16 protein-coding genes and 1 pseudogene are annotated in these 19981 nt (G+C 60.7%); 9 read left to right on the top strand and 8 right to left on the bottom strand.

Translation table 11 applies throughout. The features are described 5' to 3' along the window. Positions 1-378 precede the first annotated feature (378 nt). From JJD74_RS22405 to pilG, 6 genes are all read right to left on the bottom strand, one after another. Positions 379-849 (bottom strand): chemotaxis protein CheW, encoded by a 471-nt coding sequence (locus JJD74_RS22405; protein ID WP_200616848.1) that lies wholly within the window; start codon positions 847-849, stop codon positions 379-381. Next, a complete protein-coding gene (locus tag JJD74_RS22400) occupies positions 842-6754 on the bottom strand; it encodes an Hpt domain-containing protein (protein ID WP_200616847.1) in 5913 nt (1970 codons plus the stop codon). The genes JJD74_RS22405 and JJD74_RS22400 overlap by 8 nt, the downstream gene beginning before the upstream one ends. Before the next feature lie 11 nt (positions 6755-6765). After that, positions 6766-8826: a methyl-accepting chemotaxis protein gene (locus tag JJD74_RS22395; RefSeq protein ID WP_200616846.1), complete on the bottom strand. Its 2061-nt coding sequence runs from the start codon at positions 8824-8826 to the stop codon at positions 6766-6768. A gap of 154 nt (positions 8827-8980) precedes the next feature. Further along, a complete protein-coding gene (locus tag JJD74_RS22390; RefSeq protein ID WP_042561531.1) occupies positions 8981-9520 on the bottom strand; it encodes a chemotaxis protein CheW in 540 nt (179 codons plus the stop codon). 10 nt (positions 9521-9530) lie between these two features. After that, positions 9531-9896 (bottom strand): twitching motility response regulator PilH, encoded by a 366-nt coding sequence (gene pilH / locus JJD74_RS22385; protein ID WP_042561532.1) that lies wholly within the window; start codon positions 9894-9896, stop codon positions 9531-9533. 60 nt (positions 9897-9956) lie between these two features. Further along, positions 9957-10361, bottom strand: coding sequence for a twitching motility response regulator PilG (pilG, locus tag JJD74_RS22380; RefSeq protein WP_042561533.1), 405 nt, complete (start codon positions 10359-10361; stop codon positions 9957-9959). Positions 10362-10586: 225 nt separating this feature from the next. On the opposite strand from pilG, the gene gshB reads away from it, so the two are divergent. The 7 genes from gshB to JJD74_RS22345 all read left to right on the top strand — a co-directional run bounded on the left by gshB (position 10587) and on the right by JJD74_RS22345 (position 16683). Beyond that, positions 10587-11558, top strand: a complete 972-nt coding sequence (gshB, locus tag JJD74_RS22375) for a glutathione synthase (protein ID WP_042561534.1) — start codon at positions 10587-10589, stop codon at positions 11556-11558. A 153-nt stretch (positions 11559-11711) separates the two neighbouring features. Next, complete coding sequence (locus tag JJD74_RS22370; protein ID WP_042561535.1) at positions 11712-12611, top strand: energy transducer TonB; 900 nt, start codon at positions 11712-11714, stop codon at positions 12609-12611. Between the two features lie 173 nt (positions 12612-12784). After that, positions 12785-13357, top strand: a complete 573-nt coding sequence (locus tag JJD74_RS22365; protein WP_200616870.1) for a YqgE/AlgH family protein — start codon at positions 12785-12787, stop codon at positions 13355-13357. Next, a complete protein-coding gene (ruvX, locus tag JJD74_RS22360) occupies positions 13357-13794 on the top strand; it encodes a Holliday junction resolvase RuvX (protein ID WP_042561537.1) in 438 nt (145 codons plus the stop codon). The genes JJD74_RS22365 and ruvX overlap by 1 nt, the downstream gene beginning before the upstream one ends. An 82-nt stretch (positions 13795-13876) precedes the next feature. Then, a complete protein-coding gene (gene pyrR, locus JJD74_RS22355; protein ID WP_042561538.1) occupies positions 13877-14383 on the top strand; it encodes a bifunctional pyr operon transcriptional regulator/uracil phosphoribosyltransferase PyrR in 507 nt (168 codons plus the stop codon). A 27-nt stretch (positions 14384-14410) separates the two neighbouring features. Next, positions 14411-15415: an aspartate carbamoyltransferase catalytic subunit gene (locus JJD74_RS22350; RefSeq protein WP_007913665.1), complete on the top strand. Its 1005-nt coding sequence runs from the start codon at positions 14411-14413 to the stop codon at positions 15413-15415. Beyond that, entirely contained in the window at positions 15412-16683 is a 1272-nt protein-coding gene (locus tag JJD74_RS22345) for a dihydroorotase (RefSeq protein WP_200616845.1), read from the top strand. Before JJD74_RS22350 ends, JJD74_RS22345 begins: the two co-directional genes overlap by 4 nt. A gap of 93 nt (positions 16684-16776) precedes the next feature. On the opposite strand, the pseudogene JJD74_RS22340 reads toward JJD74_RS22345, so the two are convergent. After that, a pseudogene (locus JJD74_RS22340) lies at positions 16777-17211 on the bottom strand (NINE protein). 248 nt (positions 17212-17459) lie between these two features. Here JJD74_RS22340 and JJD74_RS22335 point away from each other — a divergent pair. Then, positions 17460-18077 carry a C40 family peptidase gene (locus JJD74_RS22335; protein ID WP_042561542.1) on the top strand — a complete coding sequence of 206 codons (618 nt, stop codon included), beginning with the start codon at positions 17460-17462 and terminating at the stop codon, positions 18075-18077. Positions 18078-18183: 106 nt separating this feature from the next. Here the strand turns inward: JJD74_RS22335 and JJD74_RS22330 are convergent, their stop codons facing one another. Then, a complete protein-coding gene (locus JJD74_RS22330; protein WP_007953348.1) occupies positions 18184-19218 on the bottom strand; it encodes a type IV pilus twitching motility protein PilT in 1035 nt (344 codons plus the stop codon). Between the two features lie 56 nt (positions 19219-19274). Here JJD74_RS22330 and JJD74_RS22325 point away from each other — a divergent pair, with 56 nt between their 5' ends. After that, the gene (locus tag JJD74_RS22325; RefSeq protein ID WP_200616844.1) at positions 19275-19961 is read left to right on the top strand and encodes a YggS family pyridoxal phosphate-dependent enzyme; all 687 of its coding nucleotides are present in this window, start codon (positions 19275-19277) and stop codon (positions 19959-19961) included. Positions 19962-19981 lie beyond the last annotated feature (20 nt).

Here is a 19981-nt window from a genome sequence, read left to right as displayed (position 1 = left end):
GGCGGATTCTGGTGCATGCGTAGGCAGCGGCGCAAGGATTTGTAGGCTCCCGGGCGTAACACCGAGTGTCTTTAAACATCTCGGATGCGAGTGGTTTATAGCGCTACAGAACTCAGGGATTTGCCTGTCAGATTTGGGTGATGCAGCTGCAGCCTTCGCGAGCAGGCTCGCTCCCACAGGGGATCTGGATCGTAAGCAAAATCGCTACAGAACTCAGGGAGTTGCCTGTCAGATTTGGGTGATGCAACTGCAGCCTTCGCGAGCAGGCTCGCTCCCACAGGGGATCTGAGTCGAAAGCAAAATCCGTGTTCACTGAAGATCCAATGTGGGAGCGAGCCTGCTCGCGAAGGCGTCAGTCAACACACCACAAATGCTGGATCAATGGACAAGCCCCGCCTCCACCAACAACTGCTCAAGTGCCAACAAATCCGGCACCTTCGCCACCTGCTCCCCCACCTGCACCGCTGCCTGCTCCAGCGCACACAACGGCACATCAACGTAACTCAACTGACTGTCGAGTTTGTAAGACCGAGGAATCCCCTGCACCAGCAGCGCAATGAACTTGAGCTCCGGCAACCCGCCCAGCGCATTGAGGATGACGATCCGCGCCCGCTCGCCAATCACGATTTTTTGCCCGCACGCAGATTCAAAACTCAACAGCGGAATCTGCCGCTCACGCCACATCACCCGCCCCAGATACCACGGTGGCGTATCCAGATCGAAGGCGCTGGCCTGATAGTCGATCAGCTCCGCGACTGCCACGTTCGGCAGGATCAAATTGCGATCCGCCAGTGGCAGCAGCAGCCCGGTAAGTTGGCTGGTGCGCGGGTTGTGCCGGCGCTCATGCATGTTTCTTGCTCCAGTGGGCAATGCTTTCGAGCAGCACCGATTCCTGGTACGGCTTGCCGAGGTAGTCGTTGACGCCGATGGCCATGGCGCGGTCGCGGTGTTTCTGCCCGGTGCGCGAGGTGATCATGATGATCGGCAGGTGTTGCAGGCGCTCGTCGTTGCGTACCTGGGTCGCCACTTCGAAACCGTCCATGCGCGGCATTTCGATGTCGAGCAGCATCAGGTCGGGCATGTGTTCTTCGAGCAGGAGCATGGCGTCGACACCATCCTTGGCGGTCAGTACGTTCATGCCGTGTCGCTCAAGCAAACGGCTGGTGACCTTGCGCACCGTCACCGAGTCGTCGACCACCATCACCAGCAGCGGTTTCTGCGACTCGCTGTCGATTTCCGGGCGCGTCGGATGCTGCGTAACGCGCGCCTGCATCGCGCGGATCGGCGCGAGCAAATCAAGAATCAACACGACCCGACCATCACCGAGAATCGTCGCGCCGGACACGCCCTGCACCGCCGCGAACTGCGCGCCGAGGCTCTTCACCACAATCTCGCGAGTACCCGCCATGGCATCAACCTGCACCGCAATGTGCCGGTCGTTGTAATGCACCAGCAGCACCGGTAACGGCAGATTCTGGCCGAGCAGTTTCGGCCGTGGCGCGGTTTTCAGCAGTTCGCCCAGATAGCACAACTCATAGCGTTGGCCGCCGTATTGATAGCTCGGCGGGTCGAGACGGAAATGCCCTTCGAGATCATTCGGCAAGACGCGGACGATGCCTTCAATGGTGTTCAGCGGAATCGCGTATTGATCCTCTGCGCACTGCACCATCAACGCGCGATTGACGGACACCGTGAACGGCAAACGGATGCGGAAGTGCACGCCCTGCCCCGGCACCGAGTCGATGCTCATGCTGCCGCCCAGTTGGCGGACCTCCTCGTGAACCACGTCCATGCCGACGCCACGCCCGGAAATCTGGGTAATTTTTTCCGCGGTGGAAAACCCCGGCTGAAGGATGAACTGCAACACATCGCGGTCGCTGATCTCGGCGTTGGGAGCCAGCAAGCCGCGCTTTATCGCCTTGCGCCGCACGGCTTCCAGCGGCACACCCGCGCCATCGTCGCGAATGTCGAAAACGATGTCGCCACCCTCGCGCGACAGGTCGAGGCTGATCTGTCCTTGCGTCGGTTTCCCGCAGGCCTGGCGTACCTCGGCAGATTCCAGACCATGGTCGACGGCGTTGCGCAGCATGTGTTCCAGCGGCGCGACCATGCGCTCGAGGACGTTGCGGTCCATCTCGCCTTCGGCATTGCCGACGACGAACGCAACGTCCTTGTCCAGCTCTTCAGCCACCTGACGGACGATGCGTTTGAGGCGCGGCAACAGACGTTCGAAAGGCACCATGCGTGTACGCATCAGGCCTTCCTGCAATTCGGTGTTGATCCGTCCCTGTTGTTGCAGCAGGTTCTCGGCGTCGTGGTTGCGTCGGTCGAGGGTTTCCTTGAGGTCGAGCAAGTCCGAGGCGGATTCGAACAGCGCTCGCGACAATTGCTGCAACTGCGAATGACGGTCCATTTCCAGTGGATCGAATTCTTCATAGCCAAGGCGCTCGGCATCGACCTGCTGCCGGCTGAGAATCCGTCCCTGGGTTTCGGTGTCGAGGCGACGCAGTTGATCGCGCATACGCTCGATGGTGGTTTCCATCTCGTTGAGCGCTATCTGCGCGTCGTTGACTTGCTGTTCGATACGCCCGCGGAAAATCGAGGTTTCCCCGGCCAGGTTGACCAGTTCGTCGAGCAGTTCGGCGGAGACCTTGACCATGTCAGCGCTGACGTCGACGGCAGGTGGCGCGGTCTCGCTCTTGACCGCAAGCGGCACCGGCGGCGGGGTTTCCAGCGCCGCTGGATGACTGAAATTCTGAATCGCATTGATCAGCCGATCCGCCGGCGGGCACGGTTGCCCGGCACGCACGGCATCGAGCATTTGCGCCAGTCGGTCGTGGCCGCGCTGGACCAATGCGAACAACTCGGTCGACGCTTGTAACGTGCCGGCGGAGAGACTTTCGTAAAGGTATTCCAGCTCATGGGCAAGGTCGCCGATCGGGCCGATCTCGACCATCCGCGCGCCGCCTTTGAGGGTGTGCAGATCGCGCAGCAGGGTTTCCACTTCCTGGCGATTGCCCGGTTCGGCCTGCCAACGCAGTAGCGCGGCGCCGGAGTTTTCGATGATGTCGAAACCTTCTTCGAGGAAGATTTCCAGCAACTCCGGATCGTGCCCGGCACCTTCGTGATCGACGGCAGGTTGCGCCGTTTCGACACTGGCGGACGAACCTTGGCGAAACTGCCGAATCGCCTCAATCAGATCCTGCGCCGGGTTCAGCGGCTGATGGTCTTGCAGCTGTTCCAGCAGCAGCGCCAAACGCTCATGGCTCTTGTGCAGCAAGCGACCGAGGGCTTCGCTGTGGCTGTGGCGCCGATCAACCAGGCCTTCGTAAAGGCTTTCCAACTCTTGGGCCAGATCCCCAATGGCTTCGACTTCAGCCATCCGCGCACCGCCCTTGAGGGTGTGCAAATCGCGCTGCAACGAGGACAGCGGCGCGGCGTTGTCCGGGTCGTTCAACCAGCGCTGCAAGGCTTGCCCGGCGCTGTCGAGAATGTCCACGGCCTCTTCGAGGAAGATGTCGACGATCTCGTCGTCAGGCGCTGGGATAGACGTGGATTGTGCAAGCTCAGCGGTCGCGGCGCCCAGTTCGCGGATGCTCAAGGTGCGGCTGCCGTCGCTGCGGATCAGGCCCATGGACGAGGGATCGAGACTTTCATCGAGCAAGTCGTGCAACGCACGAATCCGCGCAGGCTGCGGCGTGACTTCCTGGCCTGCGGCCAGCTCGTCGAGCATGTTGATCAGCGCTTCGTGGGCGTTCTGCGCCTCGTGGAAGAACCGGTCGCTGACCGCCAGGCTGCTTTCTTCCACAGCGCCATACAGGTCGAGCAAGGCTTCGCACAACACATCGACCGGCAGCAGATCCGCCAGGTGCGCGCCTTCGCCGAGGGTGGTCAGTTCATCCAGCAGCGCGCTCAATTCCTGCCGTTCGCCGGGGTGTTGCTGCCAGCGCTGCAAGAGGCTTTCGGCGTCGAGCAGGATGTCCATGCCTTGCGCAAGAAAGTTGTTGATCAGTTGCGGATCACGCTTGATCCGAAGGCCGGTGTTCGGCGCATTAAGGATCGATTCCAGACGCTCGGCGAGCAGCGCTTCGGTGCGTTTGATCAGTGACTGCGCGCCGACAATCGGCGCCAGCGGATCATGCTTGAGCTGACGTAATCCGACACGGAACAGGCCCTCGGCTTCGAGGAGCAATTCCACTTCATCGAGGTCGAGCGGCAGTTGATGCGCCTTGAACTCTCGGGCCAGTTGATCGAGCGGCGCGGCCAGTTCGGCAATCGGCAACACACCCGCCATCGACGCGCTGCCCTTGAGCGTGTGCAAGGCGCGCTGCAATTCGTCGCTGGCTTGCAGCGGCACGTGTTCAGCGGCCTGATCGAGAAAGCGGTTGAGGCTGGCGAGATGGGTTTCGGCTTCGTTGCGGAAGATCTCCAGCAACAATGGATCGAGCGCCGCGACGTCATCAACGTCCTCGGCGGAAAGTGGTTCGTCGCCCTTGGCCAAGGCATGGGCGCGCGCGGCGAGTTGATCGACATCGCTGCGCTGACGCTGGCGATTAGTGGCGAATTCGCTGATCAGTTCCGGCAGCAACAACACCGTGTCGGTCAGCAGTTGCTGGACCACCGAGCCGGGTTCGACGCTTTGTTCCAGCACGCGGTTGAGCAGGTTTTCCACGGCCCACGCCAGTTCGCCGAGAATCAGCGCCCGCACCATGCGTCCGCTGCCTTTCAAGGTGTGGAAAGCGCGGCGCAGTTCGGTCAGCGCGGCGTGATCCTGCGGATTGGCCGACCAGCGCGGCAGGTATTCGTGAAGGACATCGAGAACCTCGTCGGTCTCTTCGAGGAACACTTCGCGCAGTTCGTCATCCACCGGTTCTTCATCCGCCGGTGGCGGCATCAGGCTGCCGGGCGTGATCCGCGCGGGCGGGTTGAGCACCGACACCGGGCTGGCCAGGACCTCGGCCAGCGACTGTACAGTTTCAGGATCGTCCAGCGACTGCGCGTCCTGCATCACCAGTGCTTCGCTGGGACTGAGCACGTCGTCGAGCACCGGTACATGGACCTCACCGGGCTGCTCGCTGGGAAAGAAACCGAGGCTGGCGAGACTCTTCTGTGCGATATCCAGCAGTTGCTCGCCGGGCGCCAGCGGGTCGTCGGTCAAGCGTTCCAGATAGTACTCAAGACTGCTGATGACATCGGCCAGGTTGTCCAACTGCTCCCAACCCGGTTCATGCGGATCGAGCAACAGATGTTCGCGGATAAAACCGTTGCAGGCCTCGACCAGACTCGCCGCACGTGCAAGCGGAATCATCGCCAGTGCACCGCGCACTTGAGTCAGCAGTGCAGGCAGTGGTTGCAAGTGCTGGCGGTCCCAGTCGGCGTCGATGTAGTCGACGATCATGTCCTTGGCCTGTTGCAGGCAGATGCGTGCTTCCTTGATCACGATCTGATGAATCTGCGTGAGGTCGGTGGTCGGCAGGCGCGCGTCTTCCGGGCTTTCCGGTTCGACGGTGCCGACCATCCCGGCCAGGGTCGCTTCGACGTAGAGCAAGGCACCGGCGACGTCCATCAGAACGGCGTCGTTCGGTTCACGCTGGCCTTGGGCGATGCTCAAGACCACCGCCAATTGGTCGATGATGACTTTGCGCGGCTGGCCGAAACCGAGCACGGCCAGGGTATCGGCGATCTGCCGCAGTGGTGCCAGCAGACTTTCCAGATCGGACGTATGTTGGCGGTCGCTGCGCACGAACAGGTCGAGCCGCTCCTTGACCCGCACCAGTTCTTCGCACAGTGCCGCGAGCACCGAGCGCATCGCATCGCGGTCGGGACCGGCCAGGCGCGCGCGCTCTTCGTCGACCATCGCGCTGTCGGGCAAAGCATCATCCAGCGAGTAGCGATCTTTCATGGTCAGCATCTGCCCGGTGGGATTTTCGGCTTTGGCGATATAGAACAACAGGCTTTTGAGCAGCTCCGCAGGCGGCGGCTGATTGAGCCCTTGCAGGCCTTGTTCGAGCAGGCGCTTGAGCTCTTTGTCAGCATCCTTGAACAGGCTGCGTAGCGCCGGGCTGTTGGCGATCACACCCTCACGCATGCCTTCGACCAATGCCGATGCAACTTGCCACAACGGACTCAACGGCGCATCGCCGCTTAGCGCCTGGAGACGGCTGAAGACCTTGGCCAGATAATCGAGGTGAGTGTGATCATCCTGTTCACGCAGCAACCCGACCAGCGCCATTTGCAGCGTCTGGCGCAACTTGCGCAGTACGCTCGGCAGTTCGGCCGGTTCCAGCAGCGCCAGCGCCTCTTCACTCAGCGGCGCCAGTTCCGGCAGTTGCGGGCTGAACAGGCTGGTTTCCGAGAGCAGGCTTTCGCCGCGGGCGCTGCGCAAATCATTGATCAACGGCAAGACCACCAGCGGCAGATCGCGACGGGCGCTTTGCACACGCTCAAGGTAAATCGGCAATTGCCCCAAGGCTTGTAACAGCAGGTGCAGAGCTTCGTCGCGATGGCTGACGCGCTCGTGCTGGAGGGCTTCGACCAGATGTTCCATTTCTTCGGCGAGCAACGCCGCGCCGTAGAACTCGACCATCTGCAAACTGCCGTGGACCTGATGGATGTAACTCAAGCACTCGTCGAGCCCGGGAAAGGCCTGCGGATCATCGAGCACGGCTTCGATCGCCTGATGCGCCTGTTTCAGCGTTTCGGCAATTTCGCCCTTGACCCATTCGAGGGCCACGTAATCGTGCCGATCACCCATAACCGCTCCAATCACACTTTATCCGTCGCCGACGCGGACGCCGCCGGCAAGGTGAAACCGGACACCGAACGGCGCAACTGACTGGCCATTTTCGCCAGGTTGCCGATGCTTTCGGCGGTGGCCGTGGAGCCGGACGACGTCTGCGACGTGATCTGCTGGATCACGTTCATGGTCAGGGAAATCTGCCCCGCCGAAGACGTCTGCTGTTGCGCCGCGTTGGAGATGCTTTGAATCAGCGCCGCGAGCGTCTTGGATACGCCTTCGATTTCTTCCAGCGCCACACCGGCATCCTGCGCCAGTCGCGCGCCGCGCACCACTTCGGTGGTGGTCTGCTCCATCGAAATGACGGCTTCGTTGGTGTCGGTCTGAATCGCCCGCACCAGGGTTTCGATCTGGCGTGTAGCGGCAGATGAACGCTCGGCCAAGCGCTGCACTTCGTCGGCGACCACGGCAAATCCGCGCCCGGCATCCCCGGCCATCGACGCCTGAATGGCGGCGTTGAGGGCGAGGATGTTGGTCTGGTCGGCAATGTCGTCGATCAGGCTGACGATGTCGCCGATTTCCTGAGACGACTCACCGAGACGCTTGATGCGTTTGGCGGTGTCCTGAATCTGTTCGCGAATGTTGTCCATGCCGTGGATGGTGTTGTGCACCACCTCGTTGCCCTTGTTGGCGATTTCCACGGAACGCTCGGCCACCGCCGAGGATTCGGCGGCGTTCGCCGACACCTGATCGATGGACTCGGCCATATCGCTGATCGCCGTCGACGCTTCGGAAATCTGCTGGGCCTGATGTTCCGAGGCCTGGGCCAGATGCATGGCAGTGGCCTGGGTTTCCTGCACAGCGGCGGCGACCTGGCCGGCGGTGAGGTTGATGGTCGCCACCAGATCGCGCAGTTGGTCGACGGAATAGTTGATCGAGTCGGCAATGGTGCCGGTGAAGTCTTCGGTCACCGAAGCGGTCACGGTCAGGTCGCCATCGGCGAGATCTTCGATTTCGTCGAGCAAACGCATGATCGCGTTCTGGTTGCGCTCGTTCTTTTCCGCCGTTTCGCGCAGTTGCCGATTGGTCTCGCGCACCATCACCAGACCGATGAGGATGATCGAGGCCAGCGCCAGCAAGCCGAGCACGTAGCCGCCGATGGTGTCGGTGCTGCGCCCGCCGGCGAGGTTTTCGAAACCGTTGGCCAGGTGCGAGGCTTCGTCGAGCAGGGTTTGCGAGAGGCTGAAGATGTTGCTGGCCGACTCACGGACCTTGAACAGCTCCGGTGAGGTTTCGAGGATTTCATCCACAGAGCCGGAGACGAACTGGAACAGCTCGGAGATTTCACTCAGGCGAGCACGGGCGTCGCGGTCTTCGACCTGGCTGATTTTCAGCGCCGGGTTGCCCTGAAGCATGCCATTGAGCACCTGACCGAAACGCGTGGCATCGCGGCCGAAGGCGTCCGCTGCTTGTTGCGAATTTTCATCGCCAGCGAGCACGGTGTTGACCGCGCCGAGGATGCGCTCAGCCAACAGCGATTGACGCTGGGCCATCGCCACTTGCGCGGCGGGAGCGCCGCGCTGCAAGAGAATTTCGACGACTTTTTCGTATTCGATCTGCAACTGCGGCACGGTTTCGGCCAGGGTCGCGGCGACCTGATGCAGCGACAGCACGGTCTGTTCGCTGGAAAGAATGGCGTCGGTGTTTTTCAGCAGGCGTTCCCAATCGAGCTGCACGGCGCGCATTTCCGGGCGCACGGTGGACGGCGCCGGCGGCAGGCCGGTGGCCGGGTCGCCTTTTTTCAGATAACCCCAGCGCTGGGCGAAATCGTTGCGGGCGTCACTCAGCAATTTGAACGCGGCAGCCTTGCCGGCGGCGGCTTCGGTGGCGTTCTTGGCGATGCGTTGCGAGAGCACGCGCAATTCACCGGCATGGCCGATGTACTGTTTATCGTAATTCGCCTGGGTGTTGAGGTACGCGAAGTTGGCGAACAACAGCATGATGAACACGATCAATGCAATGAACAGCACGACGATCTGCGAGCGACTGCGCGATCCCTCTGCTGACTTGCCTGTTTTTGCTTTTGTCATCGGTCCTCGCCCTTAACCCACACCTTTGAGGCCTGCTGCAATCCCTGTGGGAGCGAGCCTGCTCGCGAAAGCGGTGGGTCAGCCAATATTTATCTTGCCTGACACGCCCTCTTCGCGAGCAGGCTCGCTCCCACAGGGGACGGTGCTGAATCTGTTATATCGCGACGCTCATGAACACCGGGGATCTGGCCAGCGCAAACAAACTGAACACCCGCCAGTTCTGCTCGCGCCGGAAATAACCTTTGACGAACTCGGCCTTCGAGCCCTGGCGTTTGCTGATCGACAGCGGTTCAAAACTGTCTTGTTCGAAGTGCTGCAAGCCGATGACTTCATCGACCATCAACCCGGCAAACACATCCTCATGCTCGACCACCAATACCCGCCGCTGTTTGCGTAGCGGTGACAGTTCATGCCCGAAGAAACCGCACAGGTCCATGATCGGCAGCAAGCGCCCACGCAGGTTGGCCACACCCTTGACCCACGGTTTGACTCCGGGCAGTTGGGTGAAGCGCGGTTCGTGCAGCACCTCGCTGACTTCGCCCATCGGCGCGACATACCAGTGTTCGCCGAGGCGAAACCCGATACCACTCCAGCGATCCTGGCGCGCGGGTTGCGACGGCAGGTCCGCCGCCAACAAGCGGCAGCGCTGGTCGATCTGCCAGAGCAGTTCGAACGCAGTCAGTGTTTCGCTCATGGCTGCGCGATCAACCGTTCAGCACGTTGTTCAGGGTTTTGATCAGAGTGTCTTCGTCGACCGGCTTGGTCAGGTAATCCTTGGCGCCCTGGCGGGTGCCCCAGACCTTGTCGGTATCCTGATCCTTGGTGGTGATGATGATCACCGGGATATGCCCGGTTTCCGGATCCTTGGTCAACTGACGAGTCGCCTGAAAACCATTGAGGCCGGGCATGACGATGTCCATCAGCACCGCGTCGGGTTTTTCCTGACGGGCCAGTGCGACGCCGTCGGCGCCGTTTTCGGCCTTGAGCACTTGATGGCCGTGCTTTTCGAGCATGCCGGTCAGTTTGTACATTTCAGTCGGCGAATCATCGACGATCAGGATACGTGCCATGGTCTTCCCCATTTTTCTTGTCGACACCCGGCCCGCTGGCCGAGCGTCTCAGTGCTTTTCTTACTGCGGCAAAACGGCGGCAAAGCCCGGAACATGGGCTTGGATCGCGCTGAGCAGTTCTTCCTTGCTGAAAGGCTTGGTCAAAAATTGATCGGAACCGACAATCCGCCCCTTGGCCTTGTCGAACAACCCGTCCCGGGACGACAGCATGATCACCGGCGTGGCCTTGAACGCATTGTTGTTCTTGATTAAAGCGCAGGTCTGATAACCATCCAGACGCGGCATCATGATGTCGACGAAAATGATCCCGGGGTGGTTGTCGGCGATCTTCGCCAAAGCGTCGAAACCGTCGATTGCCGTGATGACTTCGCAACCGACATTCTTCAACAAGGTTTCGGCGGTACGGCGAATCGTTTTCGAGTCGTCGATCACCATGACCTTCAAGGCGCTGGACTGCTGTTCCATAAGAGGGCTCTACCGTCGCCTTTGCGAATCAAATTGTCCGTTTTGCTATCAGTAATGGCCGGAAACCCTTGATGTTCAAGGGCCGGCACTGCATGGCAGCCTTTTTAGCACAGTCTCCAGATGCAATCTATCGACGGGTTTTCCCTTGACCGAAAACCCTGCCGGCGCCACTCTGGCGGCACTTTTTTCATACCGATCCGGTAGCCAATTTTCGAGGAAAACCCAATGAGCGTTCGCGTCGGGATTGTCATGGACCCTATCGCCAGCATCTCCTATAAAAAGGATAGCTCGCTGGCCATGCTGCTGGCCGCGCAGAAGCGCGGCTGGGAACTGTTCTATATGGAACAGCGCGACCTGTATCAAGGTGAAGGTCAGGCACGGGCGCGCATGAAGCCGCTGAAAGTCTTCGCCAACCCGGAAAAATGGTTCGAACTGGACGCCGAGCAGGACAACCTGCTGAGCGATCTGGACGTGATCCTGATGCGCAAGGATCCGCCGTTCGACATGGAGTTCGTTTACTCCACCTACCTGCTTGAACAGGCCGAAACCGCTGGCGTGCTGGTGGTCAACAAGCCGCAGAGCCTGCGCGACTGCAACGAAAAGCTGTTCGCCACACTGTTCCCGCAGTGCACGCCGCCGACCGTGGTCAGCCGCCGCGCCGATGTGTTGCGCGAATTTGCCGCGAAACACGGCGACGTCATCCTCAAACCGCTGGACGGCATGGGCGGCACTTCGATCTTCCGTCACCGCGCTGGCGATCCGAACCTGTCGGTGATTCTGGAAACCCTGACCGCCCTCGGCGGCCAGCAGATCATGGGCCAGGCCTATCTGCCGGCGATCAAGGACGGCGACAAGCGCATCCTGATGATCGACGGTGAGCCGGTGGATTATTGCCTGGCGCGGATTCCGGCCCAAGGCGAAACCCGTGGCAACCTGGCGGCTGGCGGCCGCGGTGAAGCCCGTCCGTTGACCGACAAGGATCGCTGGATCGCTGCTCAAGTCGGCCCGACGTTGCGTGAAAAAGGCCTGCTGTTCGTTGGCCTCGATGTGATCGGCGAGCATCTGACCGAAATCAACGTCACCAGCCCGACCTGCATCCGTGAAATCGACAACGCTTTCGGCACCGACATTGGCGGGATGCTCATGGATGCTATTGAAAAGCAGCTGCAAGCTATTAGCCGCAAGCCACAAGCCTGAAGCCAAGCGACAAGCTTCTAACTTGCAGCTTGTAACTAGTAGCTTGCAGCTGCCCCTGTGCATCTTGTCGCTTGAAGCTAGTCACTTGCAGCTAAAAACCAACATTGCGTTATCATGCCGTGCCTTTAAAAACGCGATGTTGGTTTTTCTGTCATGACCCTCCCGTCCGATCTGCCCGCTGAACTCGCCCATCGTGGCGTGCGCCCGGCCGATCGCCTCGGATTTACCCTATTCCTCGCCGCGCTGATTCATTTGGCGCTGCTGCTCGGCGTCGGTTTCACGATGGTCGAGCCGAAACAGATCAGCAAAACCCTGGAAATTACCCTCGCCACCTTCAAGAGCGAAAAGAAGCCCGAAAAAGCTGACTTTCTCGCTCAGGAAAATCAGGAAGGCAGCGGCACGCTGGACAAGAAGGCGACGCCGAAGACCACCGAGATCGCGCCGTTCCAAGACAATCAGGTCAAAAAAGTCACCCCGCCACCGGCCGCCAAGCCGCAAGTGCAGGAAGCCGCGCCCAAGGCTGCCGTGACTACGGTTGCGCCGACGCCGAAAAAGGCGCCGACCAAGAAAGAAGAAACCAAAACCGAAGTCAAACCATCGGTCGACGCGCCGACGTTCGACAGCTCGCAGCTGTCCAGCGACATCGCCAGCCTTGAAGCCGAGCTGGCCAAGGAACAACAGCTGTACGCCAAGCGCCCGCGAATCCACCGTTTGAGCGCTGCCTCGACCATGCGCGACAAGGGTGCCTGGTACAAAGACGACTGGCGCAAGAAGGTCGAACGTATCGGCAACCTCAACTACCCCGAGGAAGCACGGCGCAAGCAGATCTACGGCAATTTGCGCCTGATGGTGTCGATCAACCGCGACGGCTCGCTGTATGAAGTGCTGGTGCTGGAATCGTCCGGCCAGCCGCTGCTGGATCAGGCCGCGCAGCGCATCGTGCGACTGGCGGCGCCGTTTGCACCGTTTACCGGGGATCTGTCGGATATCGACCGACTGGAAATCATCCGTACCTGGAAATTCGCCCGGGGCGACAAGCTGTCCAGTAACTGAATACACCGCAGCACCCCTGTGGGAGCGAGCCTGCTCGCGAATGGGGGTGGATCAGCCACATCAATGTTGAATGACACACCGTATTCGCGAGCAGGCTCGCTCCCACATTTGATCTGTGCTGTTATCTGATCCTCAGCTTGTCAGTTCGCCCCTTGAACGCCACACTAGCGCACATGAAAAACGTCAGCCCCAGCTACCTCAAGCATCAATTCCTGATCGCCATGCCACACATGGCCGACCCGAACTTTGCCCATACCTTGACCTACATCGTCGAGCACACGGCCAATGGCGCCATGGGGATCGTGGTCAATCGACCGCAAGAGCTGAATCTGGCTGACATCCTCGAGCAATTGCGCCCGGACATCGATCCGCCGGCCCTCTGCCAGCACGTGCCGATCTTCATCGGCGGGCCGGTACAGACCGATCGCGGCTTTGTCCTGCACCCGGCGGGCAAGACCTTCCAGGCCACCGCCGAGCTTGAGGGCGACCTGGCACTGTCCACCTCGCAGGACGTGCTGTTCGCCATCGCTGACGGCATGGGGCCGGCAAAAAGCCTGATCGCGCTGGGTTACGCCGGTTGGGAAGCCGGGCAACTGGAGGCCGAAATGGCCGACAACGCCTGGCTGACCTGCCCGTACGACGCCGACATCCTGTTCAACACCCGCAGCGAACTGCGTCTGGAAGCGGCGGCCAGGCACTTGGGGATCAACCTCAACCTGCTGACCAGCCAGGCAGGGCACGCCTGATGGCCCTGCGCCTGATTCTCGGCTTCGACTACGGCACCAAGCAGATCGGCGTAGCGGTCGGCCAGGTGATCACCGGCCAGGCCCGCGAGCTGTGCACCTTGAAAGCGCAGAACGGTGTTCCTGACTGGAACCAGGTCGAAGCGCTTATAAAGGAATGGAAACCCGACGCCGTCGTCGTCGGCCTGCCGTTGAACATGGACGGCACCCCCAGCGACATGTGCGTGCGCGCCGAGAAATTCGCCCGCCGCCTCAACGGCCGCTACAACCTGCCCTTCTATACCCACGATGAACGCCTGACCACGTTCGAAGCCAAGGGCGAGCGCCTGGCGCGTGGCGGTCAGAAGGGCAGTTACCGCGACAACCCGGTGGACGCCATCGCTGCCGCTCTGCTGTTGCAGGGCTGGCTCGATGAAAACACTGCTTTATTTGAATCCTGACAAGCGCTACGGCGCTTTTCTTTTGGCTAAAACCTCGAGCCACCTCCGGCAGGACGGAGCTCGGGTCGAAGAAGGAGCAACCATGAGTCTGCCCAATCCCGCCGATCTGATCAGCCAGATGGCGATCCGCCTCAAGGCGCACCTTGCTCAACGCGGCATCAGCGAACCGCGTTACATCGGTATCCGTACCGGCGGCATCTGGGTCGCGCAGGCGCTGCTCAAGGAACTGGGCAGCGACGCGCCGCTGGGCACGCTGGATGTTTCCTTCTACCGCGACGACTTCAGCCAGAACGGCCTGCACCCGCAAGTGCGCCCGTCCGCCCTGCCCTTCGAGATTGAAGGCCAGCATTTGGTGCTGATCGACGACGTGCTGATGAGCGGGCGCACCATCCGCGCCGCCATGAACGAATTGTTCGACTACGGCCGCCCGGCCAGCGTGACGCTGGTGTGCCTGCTCGACCTGGAAGCTGGCGAACTGCCGATCCGCCCGAACGTGGTCGGCGCGACCCTGTCGCTGGCCGCTCACGAGCGCGTGAAGCTGTCCGGTCCCGAACCGCTGACGCTCGAACTGCAAGATTTCACCCTTTAATCCGCCCTATTGAGAGTCCCCCTCGCGATGACGCCTCTAGATACCAAGCGCCCGCTGCAGCTCAATGATCAGGGCCAGCTGCGCCACTTCCTCTCACTCGACGGTCTGCGCCGCGAGTTGCTGACGGAAATCCTCGACACTGCCGACTCGTTCCTTGAAGTCGGCGCCCGGGCGGTGAAAAAAGTCCCATTGTTGCGCGGCAAGACCGTGTGCAACGTGTTCTTCGAAAACTCCACCCGCACCCGCACCACCTTCGAACTCGCCGCCCAGCGGCTGTCGGCGGATGTGATCACCCTGAACGTGTCGACCTCGTCGGCAAGCAAAGGTGAAACCCTGCTCGACACCCTGCGCAACCTGGAAGCGATGGCCGCCGACATGTTCGTCGTGCGCCACGGTGATTCCGGCGCTGCGCACTTCATCGCCGAACATGTTTGCCCGCAGGTGGCGATCATCAACGGCGGCGACGGCCGTCACGCGCACCCGACGCAAGGCATGCTCGACATGCTGACCATCCGTCGGCACAAGGGCGGTTTCGAAAACCTCTCGGTGGCCATCGTCGGCGACATCCTGCACTCGCGGGTGGCGCGCTCGAACATGCTTGCCCTCAAAACCCTCGGCTGCCCGGACATCCGCGTGATCGCGCCGAAAACCCTGCTGCCGATCGGCATCGAGCAATACGGCGTCAAGGTCTACACCGACATGACCGAAGGCCTGAAAGACGTCGACGTGGTGATCATGCTGCGCCTGCAACGTGAGCGCATGACCGGCGGCCTGCTGCCGAGCGAAGGCGAGTTCTATCGCCTGTTCGGCCTGACCACCGCGCGCCTGGCCGGGGCCAAACCCGATTGCATCGTCATGCACCCGGGGCCGATCAACCGCGGGGTGGAAATCGAGTCGGCGGTGGCCGATGGCCCGCACTCGGTGATCCTCAATCAGGTCACCTACGGCATCGCGATTCGTATGGCCGTGCTGTCCATGGCCATGAGCGGGCAGACTGCCCAGCGCCAATTCGAGCAGGAGAACGCCCAGTGAAGCTCAGCATTCTCGGCGCACGCGTCATCGATCCAAGCAGTGGCCTGGATCAAATCACCGACATTCACATTGAAGCCTGCAAGATCATCGCCCTCGGCGCGGCGCCGGCCGGTTTCAGCGCGATGGAAACCATTGATGCCACAGGCCTGGTGGCCGCTCCGGGCCTGGTCGACCTCAACGTCGCCCTGCGCGAGCCGGGCTACAGCCGCAAAGGCTCGATCGCCAGCGAAACCCGCGCCGCAGCGGCCGGCGGTGTGACCAGCCTGTGCTGCCCGCCGCAAACCAAACCGGTGCTCGACACCTCCGCTGTGGCCGAACTGATCCTCGACCGCGCCCGCGAGGCCGGTAATACCAAAGTGTTCCCGATTGGCGCCTTGAGCAAAGGTCTGGACGGTGAGCAGCTCGCCGAGCTGGTTGCCCTGCGCGACGCCGGTTGTGTGGCGTTCGGCAACGGTCTGGAGAGTTTCCGCAACACCCGCACCCTGTGCCGGGCGCTGGATTACGCGGCAACATTCGACCTGACGGTGATCTTCAACTCGCAGGATCACGATCTGGCCGAAGGTGGCCTGGCCCATGAAGGCGCGGTGGCCAGTTTCCTCGGCCTGCCGGGGATTCCGGAAACCGCTGAAACGGTGGCGCTGGCTCGGGACCTGTTGCTGGTCGAGCAGACCGGCGTGCGCGCGCACTTCAGCCAACTGACCAGTGCTCGCGGTGTTGCGCTGATCGCTCAGGCTCAGGCCCGTGGTTTGAAGGTGACGGCGGATGTGGCGCTGTATCAGTTGATTCTGACCGACGAAGCGCTGATCGACTTCAGCAGCCTCTATCACGTGCAGCCACCGCTGCGCACCCGCGCTGACCGCGATGGTCTGCGCGAAGCAGTGAAGTCGGGGGTGATCTCGGCTATTTCCAGCCATCACCAACCCCATGAGCGTGACGCCAAACTGGCACCGTTTGGCGCGACTGAACCGGGCATCAGCAGCGTAGAACTGCTGCTGCCGCTGGCGATGACGCTGGTTGAGGATGGTTTGCTCGATCTGCCGACCTTGCTGGCTCGCCTGAGCGCCGGCCCGGCCGAGGCACTGCGACTGCCGGCGGGCAAACTGGCGGTGGGCGGTGCGGCGGATATCGTACTGTTCGATCCGAAGGCATCGACGGTGGCCGGTGAGCACTGGCTGTCGAGAGGCGAGAACTGCCCGTTCATGGGTCACAGCTTGCCGGGTGTGGTTCGCTATACGCTGGTGGATGGGCGGATCAGCCACCAGGCTTGATACCGCGTCGCCCCATTCGCGAGCAGGCTCGCTCCCACATTGGATCTGTGAACGACACAAATCCTCTGTGGGAGCGAGCCTGCTCGCGAAGACTTACTGGAAGGCGCCTCTGCCTTCAGCGTTGCGCACCGAGACCTGATCATTCAGTGTCCAGAAGTCATACAGCACGCCAATGAAGAACAACCCGCCGGTCAGCAGGTACAACAAGCCGGTAATCCACTTGCCCTGGTACATCCGGTGTACGCCCAGCACGCCGAGAAACGTCAGCAGAATCCACGCCACGTTGTACTCGATCGGCCCGTCGGCAAAGCGCAGATCTGCTTCGCGATCCATTGCCGGGATCAGAAACAGGTCGATCAGCCAGCCAATTCCCAGCAAACCGAAGGTGAAGAACCAGATCGTCCCGGTCACAGGCTTGCCTTAATAAAAGCGGTGGGCACCGGTAAATCCGAAGATCCACAGCAGGTAACCGATGATTTTGCTGTGGGTGGTTTTTTCCTTCACACGGGGTAGCTGATAGCTGTTCATGAAGACCTCGATGCACTCGATAGATAAATATTCTTGAATTCTTTGTGACTTTTTTACAGGTACCCGACGTATGGCAAATGTTACCGTCGCTACCGTGAAAGCCTTATAGCACCGGACCTCTGTCCGACAATCGCGTCAATTTGCCGCTTATTTGGTTCCGTTGCCTCCCGTTTGAATCGACCAACGGCCTCGGAAGTCACAAAAAAGCTGTTATAAAGTTGCGCGCTATCACTTAAGAGCCACGCCTAATGCGACCATTTTTCAAGACATGGCTAACTATTTGCCTATTAATGCCACTGGCCGCCCACGCCACCAATCGTGAGCAACGTCTTCCTAACGTTAACGGCTTTACCCCTAAATCCCACGCTTCAGCCCCATCGAGCAAAAGCAAACAAAGCAAAATCACCACGCTGAGCAGCAAAAGCCGCAGCAGCCTGGTACCGCCGATGGCGAGCAAGGAAAGCAGCAATGTCCTGAGCCGCGCCGTAAACGTCCTCGGTACTCCTTATCGTTGGGGCGGCAGCAGCCCAAGTAAAGGCTTTGATTGCAGCGGCCTGGTGAAATACGCGTTCAACGACGCCACATTCGACCTGCCACGCACCTCCAATGCCATGGCCAGCGGCCACGGTGAGAAAGTCGACCGCAAGGATTTGAAACCGGGCGACCTGATTTTCTTCAAACTCAAGAGCCGTCGGGTCAATCACGTTGCCATCTACATGGGCAACGACCGCTTTATCCACGCGCCACGTCGTGGCAAGTCGGTGAGCATCGATACGCTGAACAAGCCGTATTGGCAGAAACATTACGTGGTTGCCAAGCGTGTATTACCGAAAGAGCAAAGCCAGATGCGCGTGGTTCAGCGCTAAGGGTCAAAAGATCGCAGCTTTCGGCAGCTCTTACAGGATTTTGTGTTCATCCCCGATATGTGGACGAACTGACCTGTGTAGGAGCTGCCGAAGGCTGCGTTTGCTTTTAAAAGTTATCCGGCGTACGCGCCTTCTCCCGCGCATGCTCGCGACTGATCAAGCCCTTGGTCACCAGATCTTTCAGGCACATATCCAGTGTCTGCATCCCCAGCGACCCACCGGTCTGAATCGCCGAATACATCTGCGCCACCTTGTCCTCGCGGATCAGGTTACGGATCGCTGACGTTCCCAGCATGATCTCGTGCGCCGCCACCCGCCCGCCGCCGATCTTCTTGATCAACGTCTGCGAGACCACTGCCAGCAGTGACTCCGACAGCATCGAACGCACCATGGATTTCTCGTCACCGGGGAACACGTCCACCACACGGTCGATGGTTTTCGCGGCAGACGTCGTGTGCAGCGTGCCGAATACCAGGTGCCCGGTCTCGGCGGCAGTCAACGCCAGGCGAATGGTCTCCAGGTCGCGCATCTCGCCCACCAGAATCACGTCCGGGTCTTCACGCAGCGCTGAACGCAGAGCCGTGGCAAAACTACGGGTATCGCGGTGGACTTCACGCTGATTGATCAAGCATTTGCGCGACTCGTGAACAAACTCGATCGGGTCTTCGATGGTCAGGATGTGATGGTGGCGATGGGTGTTGAGGTAGTCGATCATCGCCGCCAGCGTGGTCGACTTGCCGGAACCGGTCGGCCCGGTGACCAGCACCAACCCGCGCGGAGCATCGGTGATCTTGCGGAAGACGTCGCCCATGGCGAGGTCTTCCATGCTCAGCACTTTCGAGGGAATGGTGCGGAACACGGCACCCGCGCCACGATTCTGATTGAAGGCATTGACCCGAAAGCGCGCCACGCCGGGGACTTCGAAGGAAAAGTCGGTTTCCAGATGTTTCTCGAAGTCGACCCGCTGGGTGTCGTTCATGATGTCGTAGATCAATTCGTGCACTTGCTTGTGGTCCAGTGCCGGCAGATTGATCCGCCGCACATCGCCATCGACGCGGATCATCGGCGGCAGACCGGCCGACAGGTGCAGGTCGGAAGCGCCCTGTTTGGCGCTGAAGGCCAGCAGTTCAGTGATATCCATAGCGCTCCTCAATTCCAGTAGAATGCCGCGAACCTTCAGACCCACGGCGCCTCTTGATGTCCACGATAGCAGACAACATCCTTCAGGTTAGTTCGCGCATCCAGGCCGCCACCGCTGCTGCCGGACGCGTTGAAAACAGCGTGCAGTTGCTTGCCGTGAGCAAAACCAAACCTGCCGAGGCGCTGCGCGAAGCTCATGCCGCCGGTCTGCGGGACTTTGGCGAGAACTATCTGCAAGAGGCCCTGAGCAAACAGCTCGAACTGGCCGACCTGCCCTTGATCTGGCACTTCATCGGCCCCATTCAATCGAACAAGACTCGCGCGATTGCCGAGCATTTCGAATGGGTGCACTCCGTGGATCGTCTGAAAATTGCCCAGCGCCTGTCCGAACAGCGCCCGGCCGACCTGCCGCCGCTGAACATCTGCATTCAGGTCAACGTCAGCGGTGAAGCCAGCAAGTCCGGGTGCACCCCGACCGACCTGCCGGCGCTGGCGAATGCCATCAGCGCCCTGCCACGCCTTAAGCTGCGCGGCTTGATGGCGATTCCCGAGCCGACTGAAGATCGCGCCGAACAAGACGCCGCGTTTGCTGCCGTGCAACGTTTGCAGGCCAGCCTGAATCTGCCGCTCGACACACTTTCCATGGGCATGAGCCATGACCTTGAGTCGGCCATTGCCCAAGGCGCCACCTGGGTGCGGATTGGTACCGCCCTGTTTGGCGCACGCAACTATTCCCAATCTTGAAATTTTCCAGATAAGGACCT

Origin of the sequence: Pseudomonas sp. MF6776 (assembly GCF_016613125.1) — a bacterium.
Taxonomy (GTDB): Bacteria; Pseudomonadota; Gammaproteobacteria; order Pseudomonadales; family Pseudomonadaceae; genus Aquipseudomonas; species Aquipseudomonas iridis.
This window is presented reverse-complemented; position numbering and strand designations above follow the sequence as displayed.

What these genes read in the sequence shown, in the direction of transcription:
- JJD74_RS22325 (WP_200616844.1), top strand. Translation starts at nt 19,275, where the DNA reads ATGTCCACGATAGCAGACAACATCCTTCAGGTTAGTTCGCGCATCCAG.
- JJD74_RS22405 (WP_200616848.1), bottom strand. Translation starts at nt 849, where the DNA reads ATGCATGAGCGCCGGCACAACCCGCGCACCAGCCAACTTACCGGGCTG.
- JJD74_RS22390 (WP_042561531.1), bottom strand. Translation starts at nt 9,520, where the DNA reads ATGAGCGAAACACTGACTGCGTTCGAACTGCTCTGGCAGATCGACCAG.
- JJD74_RS22350 (WP_007913665.1), top strand. Translation starts at nt 14,411, where the DNA reads ATGACGCCTCTAGATACCAAGCGCCCGCTGCAGCTCAATGATCAGGGC.
- JJD74_RS22335 (WP_042561542.1), top strand. Translation starts at nt 17,460, where the DNA reads ATGCGACCATTTTTCAAGACATGGCTAACTATTTGCCTATTAATGCCA.
- JJD74_RS22395 (WP_200616846.1), bottom strand. Translation starts at nt 8,826, where the DNA reads ATGACAAAAGCAAAAACAGGCAAGTCAGCAGAGGGATCGCGCAGTCGC.
- JJD74_RS22400 (WP_200616847.1), bottom strand. Translation starts at nt 6,754, where the DNA reads ATGGGTGATCGGCACGATTACGTGGCCCTCGAATGGGTCAAGGGCGAA.
- pilH (WP_042561532.1), bottom strand. Translation starts at nt 9,896, where the DNA reads ATGGCACGTATCCTGATCGTCGATGATTCGCCGACTGAAATGTACAAA.
- pyrR (WP_042561538.1), top strand. Translation starts at nt 13,877, where the DNA reads ATGAGTCTGCCCAATCCCGCCGATCTGATCAGCCAGATGGCGATCCGC.
- gshB (WP_042561534.1), top strand. Translation starts at nt 10,587, where the DNA reads ATGAGCGTTCGCGTCGGGATTGTCATGGACCCTATCGCCAGCATCTCC.
- JJD74_RS22365 (WP_200616870.1), top strand. Translation starts at nt 12,785, where the DNA reads ATGAAAAACGTCAGCCCCAGCTACCTCAAGCATCAATTCCTGATCGCC.
- JJD74_RS22330 (WP_007953348.1), bottom strand. Translation starts at nt 19,218, where the DNA reads ATGGATATCACTGAACTGCTGGCCTTCAGCGCCAAACAGGGCGCTTCC.
- pilG (WP_042561533.1), bottom strand. Translation starts at nt 10,361, where the DNA reads ATGGAACAGCAGTCCAGCGCCTTGAAGGTCATGGTGATCGACGACTCG.
- ruvX (WP_042561537.1), top strand. Translation starts at nt 13,357, where the DNA reads ATGGCCCTGCGCCTGATTCTCGGCTTCGACTACGGCACCAAGCAGATC.
- JJD74_RS22370 (WP_042561535.1), top strand. Translation starts at nt 11,712, where the DNA reads ATGACCCTCCCGTCCGATCTGCCCGCTGAACTCGCCCATCGTGGCGTG.